Annotated in this window: 10 protein-coding genes; 2 read left to right on the forward strand and 8 right to left on the reverse strand. The window is 30.2% G+C overall.

From position 1 onward, the window contains the following. Positions 1 to 137: 137 nt before the first annotated feature. The 3 genes from RDK80_RS01490 to RDK80_RS01500 all read right to left on the reverse strand — a co-directional run bounded on the left by RDK80_RS01490 (position 138) and on the right by RDK80_RS01500 (position 2,243). The gene (locus RDK80_RS01490; RefSeq protein WP_308523293.1) at positions 138 to 1,010 is read right to left on the reverse strand and encodes an AraC family transcriptional regulator; all 873 of its coding nucleotides are present in this window, start codon (positions 1,008 to 1,010) and stop codon (positions 138 to 140) included. 280 nt (positions 1,011 to 1,290) lie between these two features. Then, on the reverse strand, positions 1,291 to 1,740 hold the full coding sequence (locus RDK80_RS01495) for a peroxiredoxin (protein ID WP_308523294.1): 450 nt from the start codon (positions 1,738 to 1,740) through the stop codon (positions 1,291 to 1,293). A 236-nt stretch (positions 1,741 to 1,976) separates the two neighbouring features. Further along, the gene (locus RDK80_RS01500) at positions 1,977 to 2,243 is read right to left on the reverse strand and encodes a hypothetical protein (protein ID WP_308523295.1); all 267 of its coding nucleotides are present in this window, start codon (positions 2,241 to 2,243) and stop codon (positions 1,977 to 1,979) included. A 312-nt stretch (positions 2,244 to 2,555) separates the two neighbouring features. Between RDK80_RS01500 and RDK80_RS01505 the strand changes: the two genes are divergently transcribed. Continuing rightward, positions 2,556 to 4,694 (forward strand): molybdopterin-dependent oxidoreductase, encoded by a 2,139-nt coding sequence (locus RDK80_RS01505; RefSeq protein WP_308523296.1) that lies wholly within the window; start codon positions 2,556 to 2,558, stop codon positions 4,692 to 4,694. A 57-nt stretch (positions 4,695 to 4,751) separates the two neighbouring features. Here the strand turns inward: RDK80_RS01505 and RDK80_RS01510 are convergent, their stop codons facing one another. The 5 genes from RDK80_RS01510 to RDK80_RS01530 all read right to left on the reverse strand — a co-directional run bounded on the left by RDK80_RS01510 (position 4,752) and on the right by RDK80_RS01530 (position 10,305). Next, positions 4,752 to 5,252, reverse strand: a complete 501-nt coding sequence (locus tag RDK80_RS01510) for a M15 family metallopeptidase (protein ID WP_094903618.1) — start codon at positions 5,250 to 5,252, stop codon at positions 4,752 to 4,754. An 8-nt stretch (positions 5,253 to 5,260) separates the two neighbouring features. Further along, positions 5,261 to 7,792: an ABC transporter permease gene (locus tag RDK80_RS01515; protein ID WP_308523297.1), complete on the reverse strand. Its 2,532-nt coding sequence runs from the start codon at positions 7,790 to 7,792 to the stop codon at positions 5,261 to 5,263. Beyond that, the gene (locus RDK80_RS01520) at positions 7,789 to 8,469 is read right to left on the reverse strand and encodes an ABC transporter ATP-binding protein (protein WP_094903614.1); all 681 of its coding nucleotides are present in this window, start codon (positions 8,467 to 8,469) and stop codon (positions 7,789 to 7,791) included. The genes RDK80_RS01515 and RDK80_RS01520 overlap by 4 nt, the downstream gene beginning before the upstream one ends. A gap of 110 nt (positions 8,470 to 8,579) precedes the next feature. Continuing rightward, the gene (locus RDK80_RS01525) at positions 8,580 to 9,617 is read right to left on the reverse strand and encodes a HAMP domain-containing sensor histidine kinase (RefSeq protein WP_308523298.1); all 1,038 of its coding nucleotides are present in this window, start codon (positions 9,615 to 9,617) and stop codon (positions 8,580 to 8,582) included. A gap of 16 nt (positions 9,618 to 9,633) precedes the next feature. Then, positions 9,634 to 10,305: a response regulator transcription factor gene (locus RDK80_RS01530; protein WP_308523299.1), complete on the reverse strand. Its 672-nt coding sequence runs from the start codon at positions 10,303 to 10,305 to the stop codon at positions 9,634 to 9,636. A 156-nt stretch (positions 10,306 to 10,461) separates the two neighbouring features. Here RDK80_RS01530 and recQ point away from each other — a divergent pair, with 156 nt between their 5' ends. Continuing rightward, positions 10,462 to 12,627 carry a DNA helicase RecQ gene (recQ, locus tag RDK80_RS01535; protein ID WP_308523307.1) on the forward strand — a complete coding sequence of 722 codons (2,166 nt, stop codon included), beginning with the start codon at positions 10,462 to 10,464 and terminating at the stop codon, positions 12,625 to 12,627. Positions 12,628 to 12,639: the final 12 nt, after the last annotated feature.

A 12,639-nucleotide genomic window follows, 5' to 3' on the forward strand; every position in this document is an offset into this window, starting at 1 on the left:
GTTTACTAATTATCATTTCTTATTCCATCAATTACTTTTAAAATCTCAGTAATAACCTATAGTGATATTACTGAGGTCAGATTAAATAATATAAGAGCATTTTCTAAATTAGAAAGTGCTCTTATATTATAATTTTTTTATTTTTTAGCTACCGGTATCCATATCTCACTTTTAAAATCTGGGGATTTTATATTAAAATCTTCAGTCCATAAAATTTCTGGACCTTCCACAATTTCATAGTTTGATGTAGGAAGCCATTCAGAAAATATTCTCCCCCAAGTTTGCTGTAGCGTCTCTGGGAATTGTCCTACCGTCTCAAATACAGCCCAAGTTGATGGTGAAACCTTAAGCTCAGTAAACCCTTTGGGACATTCTTTATTTGTTGCTACACCGATATAATGGTCTAATCCTCCCTTTTCAGCCATTCTCCCTTCTGAAAAGTTAATGTCAGCCTGAATCAGGCCTAAAGGTTCTACATTAGAAATATCTTTAAGCCTATTGATTGTTTCTTTATCCAAGCTTTTCCACATTTTAGTGATTTCCTGATTCTCTCCTTCAAAAATAATAGGAACTCTTTTCATTATGCCAATTATACTAAATCCTTCTTTTTCAACAATTCGATAATCCATCATATTACCTCCTCTAATTGATAATCTGAAGGTCATTGGTGGAAAAGCTTTTAGTAATTTATCTTTATTTCTGGCTTCTGAAGGCGTTATTCCATGTAAGTTCTGAAAAGCCCTTGTAAAAGAATCTGGTGAACTATATCCGTATTTCATGGCTAAATCAATTACCTTTATCTGACCATCTTGAAGCTCGAAAGCCGCAAGTGTAAGACGTCTGCGACGAATATATTCTGATAAGGTAACACCTGCAAGAAAAGAAAACATTCTCTGAAAATGATATTCTGAGCATAATGCAATTTTTGCTACTTCTTTAAAATCAATATCATTAGTAAGATTTTCTTCAATATACTTCAATGCTTCATTCATACTTTTTAGCGAATCCATCTATATGACCTCCTTTTATCAATATAGTATCAGGAAGTTAATATGTATGCCCGATGTTTTCTGCACAGATCTGCAGGCTTAGAATCATAATCAAATTATACTTTAAATATTTTATTTTACTAAAATATTATCTCCTGCTAATTATCCCATTATTAGATTAATCTCCAATATCTGTGCTTAAATCAGCTAAAAACATACCAGTAATCAATAAAAATAGCATTGATATGCCAATACTTTTTTTAATATTTATTAAATTTGACTCTTGAAAATTGAAGGTTTTCTACTCTCCATTCTTTATGAATTCCAATACCTTTTCTGCATGTCCCTTTGCTTTCACATTTCTAAACTCCTTTATCAATTCTCCATCTTTATTGAATATGAAAGTAGATCTTTCAACTCCTATATATTCCTTTCCATACATCTTTTTAAGTTTCATTACATTAAATAGATTATGAACGTCTTCATCTTCATCGCTAAGAAGTAAAAATGGTAAATCATGCTTATCTCTAAATTTAGCATGGGATTTTAAACTATCTCTACTTATTCCTATTATAACAGTATCTAGTTTTTCAAATTCATCATATAAGTCCATAAATTCTAATGCCTCTGTAGTACAACCTGCTGTATTATCCTTTGGATAAAAATATACTACTACATTTTTGCCTTTAAAATCCTTTATTGAAATATCATTTCCACTAGTTTCCTTTAATACAAAATCATAATTTAACATATTAATCCTCCTCATCTCATAATGATTATATTACTTCTTCTCTATTCTTACCCTTTTATATCTTAGACCAAATCCCATAAACAAGGATGGCATAAAAATATTCAATAATGACAATAATGGTATATGCTGTATACCTAAAAGAAAATCAATCATTGTAAATGGCATATAGTACGAATTGAATAATATCCAATATGTACTTACCTCTTTAGGTACTTCTATTAAACTTCCATTTGTCATTAAAATGTGTATAACCATAATCCAATACCAATAATGCTAATAATACCACCTACATAAAAATCATACTTCCTATCCTTATTAATATCTAAGAATGTCCCCATATAAACATAAAATCTTATTAATGATACAGTCAGAAACAGCCTACTTAATATATTAGTTGTATACTTTCCAAATTTAGAAGCGGTTGCAACAAAGATTACTAATAAAATGAATGATAATACTACAGTGATTAAATGTAATATTAATGCTTTAATATTATTCTTCATAATCTAATCCTCCTTGGCCGATTATGACTTTATAAACTTTTGAAAATTAAAATTACTATTGTCCCTCTTTCTTTATACATACAATATCATAACTTAACTTTTGAAACAATATAATAGAATTTTATCTATATATTACTCTAATTCTTGATATTACTTAAATTAAAACACAGAAGAACCGTCCCTCTGTGTTTTAATAATTTCTATATCAATAATCGCTGGTATAGATATTATTAATTGGAGATAAAAAAGTAAATATAATAGAATTGTATTGTTTAAATAATAACATGGGTGTAGAAAGGCGGTACTATTAATATGGAAGTTAAAAAATCTGTGATATGTGGAGTATGTCCTGGTTCTTGTGTAGTTGATGTTAATTTAGAAGATGGAAAATTAATTGATATTTTTCCTGCAAAAGATGAACCTTTTGGTGCTCTTTGTTTAAGAGGAAAATTTGCAAAAGAAATTCTTTATTCTCCAGATAGGCTGAAGAAACCCCTTATTCGTGTGGGTGAAAAAGGAGAAGGAGATTTTAGAGAAGCTAGCTGGGAAGAGGCATTAGATTATGTTGCCGATGGATTCTTGAAGGTAAAGGAAAAATATGGACCGGAGTCTCTGATTAACCATTCAGGTCGTGGTGGATTCGAAGCAAGCACCTCCGACTTTCTGGGGATTGTAAACCCTGAAAACCGTGCAGTTCCAGGTTTTTTTCTACCATTAGGATCACCTAATGTATCAAGTGTTGGATCAGTATGTTATAACTCCTTTGGAGCATTTGCTCCAATTACAACTTTTGGTGTTTATGGAAATAGTATTTTACCAGATATAGCCAATGCAAATCGAATTGTAGTCTGGGGGGCTAATCCAATTACTAAATCTCCTCAATTCCAATTTCATGCTATTCAAGTTGCTGTAAGCAAAGGTGCTAAGATAACTGCAATTGACCATTTTAAAACAGATATATGTAAACGGGCTGAAGAATATCATCTGGTTCGTTCGGGTACAGATGGAGCATTAGCACTTGCAATCTTAAAGATTATTATAGAAGAAGATATTTATGATAAAGAATTTGCGGAAAAATGGACTGAAGGATTCGAAGAACTTAAATTCTATGTTGCTTCTAAAACACTTGAAGAATGGGCAGCTATTCCTGGCTTAGAACCAGAGGCAATACGTCATCTAACTTATCAAATAGCAGAGGAAGAAAAGACTACCTTAGTAATGTATACTGGATTGGAATATTCCAATTCAGGAGTACAAACCATAAGAGCAGTCTATACTATCTGGGCACTATTAGGAAAGATAGATATTCCAGGAGGCATACTATTAAATTCACCAACAGTAAATAGAGTAAAAGAAATTTACTGTAAAAAACCAGATAGAAAACCTATTGGTGCCAATGAATATCCTTTGTTCTGTGAATTAATGCAAAATGCCCACTTTATGAAATTCCCTCAAGCAGTTTTAGAAAATAATCCTTATCCAGTAAGGGGTTTATTAAACTTAGGTTCATCTATTTTAACCAGCTATCCAAATCCAAATAAATTTGCTGAAGCTCTATCTAAATTAGAATTTTTTGTTGTAATAGATAGATACTTTACAGAGGATTGTAAGTATGCAGATGTTGTATTACCTGCAACTACATATTTTGAAGATGAATCCTATGTTGTACATGGCCCTACCATCAAAAAAAGAACCCGTGTAGTAGCCCCAGTTGGTGAAGCACGCACGGATATTTTCATTATACATGATATAGCAAAGAGACTTGGCTATGGTGAGAATTATCCTGAGGATGAGTCTGAGCTTTTGGAGAGGGCCCTAGGAAGCAAAGAGTTGGCGGAACAATTGAATAGGGATGGTTTCATCAAGTATCCTATGGCAGAAAGAACATTTAAAAAATATGAAAATGGTAAATTTCGTAAAGATGGTAAGCCGGGATTCCCTACACCTTCTGGGAAATTTGAAATTAAGTCATCATTACTTGAAAAGTTTGGATATCCAGGATTGCCAGAATATATGGAGCCTATAGAAAGTCCTGTGAGTCAACCAGAATTGGCAAAAACTTATCCTTTAATTCTAAATACAGGGACACGTATCCCTACTACCTTCCGCTCACAATTTTTAAATATACCTGGTTTACTAAAGATGCAGCCAGAACCCTTGGTATGGATCAATACAGATGATGCAGAAAATCGTAATATAGCAAATGGAGATAAGGTACGAGTTAAAACTAAAAGAAATCAGGTCGAATTTGTAGCTAAAGTTACTTATGAAATTCCATCAGGTGAAATAGAATTGAATATGGGGGGTGGCTCTGCTTATCAAGCTGAAGCTTGGGCAAAATCCAATACTAATCATTTAACTGATGATGAAAATTGTGACTATATTTCTGGATTCCCTATTTATAAAGCTTTACTATGTGATGTGGAAAAACTAAACCCTAAGAAGAAATAATATAAACCCCCTGAAGAAATGGATAGCTATCCATTTCTTCAGGGGGATACTTGATAATTACCGCAGCCACCATCTATTTAATTCATAATGAGGCATATCTTGATATCTTTCAAAATAATAGCCTGGAGTAAGCCCCACTTCCTTACCAATTTCTGCACATTTTCTAAAAAACTCCAAATCTCCATAGGGATCATCAGTATTGTTTTCGCAAATGTCAAATGCACGCCTCTTTGTATGTTTACTATTCTTAGTCCATGTGACAACTAAACCGGATGTAGTTCTCCCTTGTTTATATAGCATCTCTTGTCGAGCTTGGGTTCTATAAGTTTCTGTAATTCGTACAGAAAGCCCCTTTTCTTCACACTTTTCTAAAAACTTGATTGCCAATTCTCTAGTCCTGGGACTAAGTTCATCTAAATCTGAAATTATTTCAGTTGAAGATTCATTTATATATCCATAATTTCCTCTATCAAAGAGAAATGCATATACACCAGTCCTTGGAAAAATTACAAATAGTAACAGTAAAAGCAATAAAAATAATATTATACTCTTCCTCATATTCTCACCTACATAATTCTACTATTCATTGTCAATTCTACATCTTTTAAATTCTTAAGATAATTTTTCCTAAGGATTATATATATCAAGAGTAAATATAATAACCAAAGATAAATTTTCATATTTAATAATACCTCAAAGGTCTTGAAAAAATCATAAGCGGTAGTGCCGATATAAGCAGATATTAAGAGAAAGAAAATACTTATAATCACTATAAATAGCATATTATAATTAACTTCTCTGATTATTAGTTTTTTTAAGATGCTTTTATCCATCCCAACCATCTGCAATAAAACAAATTCTTGTTTCCTAGATTCTCTCATACTGTTAGTTGCACTATAAGAACTTGATATTCCAACTATTGCAATAAATATAGTAACTATTAAAATTAATGAATATAACATTTTATTAGAATTTGACTCAAAAGCATATAAATTTTCTCTATTGAAAAATTCTAGATCTCTAATATTAAGATACTCTTTTGTTTTATTTTTGATTTCCTCAAGGTTTGCATATTCAGATGTTTTCAAATAAAGACTCTCTAAATTAAAGACATCTGCTGCCGTATCTAAATTATTTAAAATGGAAATAAAATTATCCATTGGCATTATAGCAATTAAGGAGGTCCTAGATTGTGGAATTTTTAATATATTTGGGTCCATTGTATAATCTAAAACTTCTAAATCAAAGCCTTCTAATTTCTCTTTAAAGGATGATGGATTTGCATTTACTCTAATAGTTTCCACATTTTCATCAATAGCATCTGTATATTCTAATCTACTGTAAGGCTTAGTAAAATCAATTGGAATCGTATTTACTATGATACATTTATTTCCATTACTAAAATCCTCCAATTTTAAATTAAAGTTTTCAACAATCTCCCCAAATTTATTGCCTTCAATTCCTATTAGATTTATACCAATTTCTTCATATTTATTGTCCTCTACATATTTAGGATATAATTCACGTAGGTATTCTTGGTCTAATATCTTTTCATAATCATTGCTCAATTCCATATAAAAGCCATACTTTCTATAACTAATATATTCTTCTTCAAAATTATTAGTCAATTCTGAGATTAAGTCCTTAGGTATAGCCTGTGGACTAAAATAATTAATTTTGTGATTATAATAAGATAACTCATTAGGTCTATTGTGTTTTAGTTCAAGATCCAGGGCAGAAGAAAGTGCTAATAATACACTGAGAAGTAATAATGATATTGATACTGACAGTGTGGTTATCAAGGTCTTTTTTCTATCTTTCTTCGCATTTATTTTTGACAAATCTCCAATGAAATTACTTCTCCTAAGCTTATAGGATTTTCTAGAATGTTTATCATCACTTCGATACAATTTCATAGAGTCTATAGGATTTAATTTTGAAAGCTTAAATACAGGTGATAAAGATGCAACTAATAAAATCAATGTACTTACCACTAAGATTATTAAAATTGATAGGGGACTAATTATGACTCTTAAATTCTTAATGTTTTCGGAAGACATATTCATCTGAGACAAAAGATAATATTTATTGAGAATTCTTATAATGAAAAAGTCTAGCATTGTCCCGGCAATAACCCCTAAAAGTATGGGTTTAATAGCAATTTTAATCAATCTTTTTATAATCATCTTCACAATATCTATTTTTCTGGCTCCAACACTTAGAAGCAAACCATATTCCCTTATATGAGATTTTTCCCAAACCAAAAAAATGTTTTTAATTATGATTATAAAAAATCCTCCAATTAGTATCAATCCCATTACAAATATCTTTGGATATCTTTCGCTGCTTGTATATATACGCATATCATCTGGATTTACAAAATGGCTGCTAAGATATAAAAAGTTATATCCAAAATCTCCTTCATTTATGGCTTTCTCATAATCAATTCCTAATATATCATATAAATTAGGTGTCAATTTATAAGTATCTTTTATATTTTTATACCAAATAACTACCCTATAAGCGTTGGTTTTTAAAGCATCAGAATCCATATAGCTGTAAATCGGGATTTCTTCTTCCCAACTTCTTGTATAATAATTCATTAATCCTGTTATTTTATAATCATGCTTAACATTATCTTTATCAATTGTATTTAAATATTCTCCAACTTGGAGATTTAAATCTTTAGCTGTCAATTTAGGAATTAGAACTTCATTTTCTTTCCTTGGCAGTTCCCCCTCTGATAAAACTACCTTCATGGTATCAAAATAATTCTTATCTCCTAAAAATATATGAAAAGAAAAATTATTATCGGAGCCTTTTTCAATTCCCTTTTTCCCTAAATAACCTAGTTTTTTAATATTTACATTACTTTCTAAGATATTGACCTTTTCACTGTCTAAACTTACTGGTATCCTTGTATGGAAATCTCCTGTTATCTTTTCTGCCATTTCTTGATCGTTTCTTACTATGGTGCCAAATAATAATATAAACAACGAGAAAGCTATCACAGCTAAAAATATGGTAATTTGAAGTGTTTTTAACCTTTTATTTTCTCTATTCAGGGAGTTTTTAATATATATATCATAGAGTTTCATTGCAAACTCACATCCCTAATAATTCTTCCATCTTCTATTTGAAGCATTCTATCAGTTTTATTAACTATTTCTTCATCGTGGCTGACTATTAACATAGTTTGATTAAAAGCTGAGTTTGAATATTTTAATAGTTCAAATATTTTATTTCTATTTTCTCTATCTAAGTTACCCGTTGGCTCATCTAGTAAGACGATAGAAGGCTTGTTAATTAATGCTCTTGCAATAGCTACTCTCTGTTGTTCTCCTCCTGATAATTCTTCGGGGAAACTTTTTAATCTTTCTTTTAAATCAATTATATTCATGACTTTTTCATATAATTCTAAATCTGGCTCCTTATCATCCATTAGTAAAGGAAGTAAAATATTTTGCTCTACAGTTAAATTAGACATAAGATTGTAGAATTGATAGACTATACCTATCCTTCTACGTCTGTATATTGCAAGCTTTGATTGAGTGAGATTGTCAGTTCTCTCCTTTTCGATATATACTTCTCCTCTGGAAGGTCTATCTAAACCTCCTATGAGATTTAATAAAGTGCTTTTACCACTTCCACTAGGTCCAAATATCCCTATAAATTCTCCTCGATTTATAGAGATATTTACATTATCAAGTACTGTTTTTGTCTGATTTCCATCCCTATAACTTTTTGTTATATTTATAGTCTTTAATATTTCCATACTATCACCTCAATTAAAGTATATACGACGAATCTTACATTTAAGTGACAGAATATAAATAAAAATAAGCCAGAAAAGATAATGAATAAAGATATGCTCTTTTCTGGCTTTCAATAAAATTTAATTGTAAATTTTCCCCCCCTGTCATTTTCAGCGAAGATTGTAGCATTATGTTTTTCCAATATATTTTTTGAAAGATTGAGTCCTATACCTGCTCCTGCTGCACTATTTTTTGATTTATAAAATCTTTGAAACAATTTATTTAGGTCCTCCTTTGAAAAGCCTTCTCCATCATCTTTGATTATAATTTTTGAATAAACATTGGTTTTTCTAGTCATAATCTGAATTTGAGATCTTCCATATTCAATACTATTTTTAACAATATTTATTAAGGCCTCCACAATCCAATAAAAATCCCCAATTATTGTGAAATCTTCTCCGTCTGCTAAAATTTCTATAGAGTTTTCTTGGATTTGGGCTTCCAAACTTTCTATACTAGCATTGATTGCCTCTCTAATAGAAAATTCTTCAGACTTAAATTCTATTTGATTCACATCCAGTCTTGCAATGGTAAGCATTGAAGATATTAAATAATTTATTTTAGAAAGCTCACAGTCGATTTTATCAAGATGTTTTTCATCTTTATTTTCTTTATATAATTCAATGAGTATTTCTATAGATGCTAAAGGCGTTTTTAATTGATGGGATATATCCTCTAAATTTTCTTTAAGCTTCAGCTTATCTCTTATAGCTAGTTCTCTACCCTCTCTCAATTCTAGAACTAATTTATATAGCTCATCATATAATGCTCCAAGACTATTTACTTCATCTATAGATATGAAATAATCACCTTCAGATAAGGAGCTTAACTTTGATTTTATCATTTTTATATATTCTAAAAAGTTTTTTTCCCTTTGATTATAAATATAAATAAAAACAGAAGATGTAATAATACTAAATAAGACTATTAATATTAATACAAGAGATCTATCTCCATAAATGGTCATAGAACCGCCATATCCATAAACCTCCAAATCAATTAAATTGGAAACTTCTCTATAATATATTCCGTCAATAACTTTATATAAGAAAAAGAATAATATTAAGCTTGTAAGAAATATAATTATAAATATTTTCTTGTTTTTCATATTTATTCTCCTAAGTCTATTTATAGCTCTCTAATTTGTATCCTAAACCTCTTATAGTTTTAATATTTTTACCGTAGATTTCAAGTTTTTCCCTTAATCTTTTAATAGTGACTGATAAAGTATTGTCATTAACAAATTCTTCATAGTTATCCCAAGTAATTTCCATAAGAAAATCTCTGGTCAAGGTTTTTTCTATATTCTTCATGAAAGTTTCTAATAATAAATATTCCTTAGGTCTTAATTCTACTTCGTTACCGTCTATGTAGAGTGCTGTTCCTTCAATATCTAAAACCATTTTATCATAATAAATAAATCTACCATTTTCATTTTTATATCTTCTTAAAACAGTTTCTATTCTCGCCTTTAAAATACTTAGTTTAAAAGGTTTTGTAATATAGTCATCTCCTCCAATTTTTAGACCATTTATTATATCTTCTTCTTCATCTCTAACAGTAAGAAAAATTATAGGTTTTTTCAATTTTTTTATTTTAGGGGCAATATTAAAGGCATTTCCATCTGGAAGATTAATGTCTAATAAAAATATATCTATATCATCAATAAATTTATTATAAAATTCTTCGATTGTAGTAACTTCCTCGACTATATAATTATTTTCTTCCAAATACTCCTTAATTCCTTCTCTTATTATTTTATTGTCTTCTAACACTAAAATTTTAGATTTTTCCATATAACTCTTCCCCTGTAATTTCATCAATATTATCAATTTCACAAAATGCAGACCTACGACACACATTATATCATAAAAATAGCATATGATAACACATTTATATCTTCTCTTATATTCTTGATATTAGGTGAATAAAAGTATAAAATTATGTATGAGGTGGTATATTTGGATATTTATAATGCTCTTAAAACTTATTTTGGATATACGGAGTTTAAAGAGGGTCAGGAAAATTTAATAAGAGGAATTTTAGCAGGAAGAGATGTCCTAGGTATAATGCCTACAGGAGGTGGAAAATCTCTTTGCTATCAATTACCGGCTATATTGCTGGAAGGTGTTACAATAGTTGTTTCACCCTTAATATCACTGATGAAAGATCAAGTAGATGCATTAAATGAGATCGGAATATCAGGCACATTCATAAACAGTACTTTAGATGATAATGAATTTAATTATAGAGTACAAGAAATAAAAGAAGGCAAATATAAAATAATCTATGTAGCTCCGGAACGTTTAAATACTTTTTCCTTTATTAATTTAGTAAATAGCATCAAAGTATCTATGGTGGCAGTTGATGAGGCTCATTGCATCAGTCAATGGGGTCATGATTTTAGACCATCCTATGTAGAAATTCCAAGGTTTATCAAAACCTTTTATAATAGACCTATAGTCGCTTGTTATACGGCAACAGCCACCAAAGAAGTAGTTAGGGAAATCAAGTCTTTGATAGCCCTTAAAAATCCTATAGAGTCTATAATCGGATTTGATAGGCCAAATTTATATTATCAGGTTCTAAAGGTAAGCAATAAATATTCATATATAGTAGATTATATAAGAAATAGCTTTCAAAATGAGTCAGGGATCATCTACTGCTCCACAAGGAAAACTGTAGAATCATTAACTGAGAAGCTAAGTGAAGAAGGCTTTTCCGTAATAGGATATCATGGTGGAATGGATGCAAATATTCGCCAGAGAAATCAAGATGATTTTATATTTAATAGAGTTCAGATAATAATAGCCACCAATGCCTTTGGTATGGGCATAGATAAGCCAGATGTTAGATTTGTAATCCATTATAATATGCCTCAAAATATGGAGGCATACTATCAAGAAGCCGGACGTGCAGGCCGTGACGGAGAACCCAGTCGCTGTACCCTATTATATTCACCTTCAGATATAGTAAAGCAAAAATTATTGATACAGAGCAATCCTATATCTATGGAAAGGGAAACTTTATTATATCAAAATCTTCAATATCTAATTGACTACTGTCATACAAATAACTGTTTGAGAAATAGTATATTGGAGTATTTTGGGGAAACGATAACTGAGTCAAGCTGTGGAAATTGCGGAAATTGTTTAGATAGGTCTGAGATGGTGGATATTACCATAGAATCTCAAAAAATACTGTCCTGTATATATAGGGTCCAGGAAAGATATGGACTGACTACAGTAATTCAGGTACTTCGAGGTTCAAAAAATAAGAGGATAATAGAGTTTGGCCTAGATAATGTTTCAACCTATGGGATTATGAAGGAATATAGTGAAGGCTCATTAAGAGAAATTATAATGACCTTGGTTTCTAGAGGATATATCTATGTAACAGCAGATAAATTTCCAGTATTAAAATTATCCCAAACTGCTGGAGAGGTCTTAAGAGGACAAGTTAAAGTATATCATAAGAAGCATTTAATAGAAATTAAATCATCTAAAGATAAAAAGGGATTATCAATAAAGGATATGAATGAAAACTTCGATGAAGAATTATTCCAAGAATTAAAATCAGTACGATATTCTCTATCTCAAGATAAGAAATTAGCTCCATTTATGATATTCCATGATTCTACACTAATTGAAATGGCATCCCTTTTTCCTCAAGATAAGGAATCTATGATGATGATAAAAGGATTAGGCCTAAAGAAATATGAAAGCTATGGTGAAGTCTTTCTAAAGGTAATCACTGATTACTGTATAAAAAATGGAGTTTCCTCAATCATTTCCCGAGATGAAAAAATAGTAAGAGAGGATTTAGTGGATAGGTATAAATCAACCTACAATTGTTATCAGGAAGGATTATCTTTAGAAGAAATATCAAAAACAAGAAATTTTACCATAAATACTATTATTGAGCATCTTTCTAAATGTGAAGAACAAGGCCAAACTGTAAATTGGTCAAGATTTCTCACCCCTATAAAAGAGGAAAAGATACTGGAAGTAATAAATAGAATAGGATTTGAAAGATTAAAGCCAATAAAAGAATTATTACCAGAAGAATTTACTTATGAAGACATAAAAGTAGTTATTGCTAAAAATGGACTAAAATAATAATTATCCTCC

The sequence above is a fragment of the uncultured Tissierella sp. genome, from assembly GCF_902479755.1.
Lineage (GTDB): Bacteria > Bacillota > Clostridia > Tissierellales > Tissierellaceae > Tissierella > Tissierella carlieri.

Bases quoted from the DNA above. Each gene is read 5' to 3' on its own strand.
- RDK80_RS01525 (WP_308523298.1), bottom strand. From the start codon at position 9,617: ATGAAAAACAAGAAAATATTTATAATTATATTTCTTACAAGCTTAATA.
- RDK80_RS01510 (WP_094903618.1), bottom strand. From the start codon at position 5,252: ATGAGGAAGAGTATAATATTATTTTTATTGCTTTTACTGTTACTATTT.
- RDK80_RS01505 (WP_308523296.1), top strand. From the start codon at position 2,556: ATGGAAGTTAAAAAATCTGTGATATGTGGAGTATGTCCTGGTTCTTGT.
- RDK80_RS01520 (WP_094903614.1), bottom strand. From the start codon at position 8,469: ATGGAAATATTAAAGACTATAAATATAACAAAAAGTTATAGGGATGGA.
- RDK80_RS01500 (WP_308523295.1), bottom strand. From the start codon at position 2,243: ATGAAGAATAATATTAAAGCATTAATATTACATTTAATCACTGTAGTA.
- RDK80_RS01530 (WP_308523299.1), bottom strand. From the start codon at position 10,305: ATGGAAAAATCTAAAATTTTAGTGTTAGAAGACAATAAAATAATAAGA.
- RDK80_RS01490 (WP_308523293.1), bottom strand. From the start codon at position 1,010: ATGGATTCGCTAAAAAGTATGAATGAAGCATTGAAGTATATTGAAGAA.
- RDK80_RS01515 (WP_308523297.1), bottom strand. From the start codon at position 7,792: ATGAAACTCTATGATATATATATTAAAAACTCCCTGAATAGAGAAAAT.
- RDK80_RS01495 (WP_308523294.1), bottom strand. From the start codon at position 1,740: ATGTTAAATTATGATTTTGTATTAAAGGAAACTAGTGGAAATGATATT.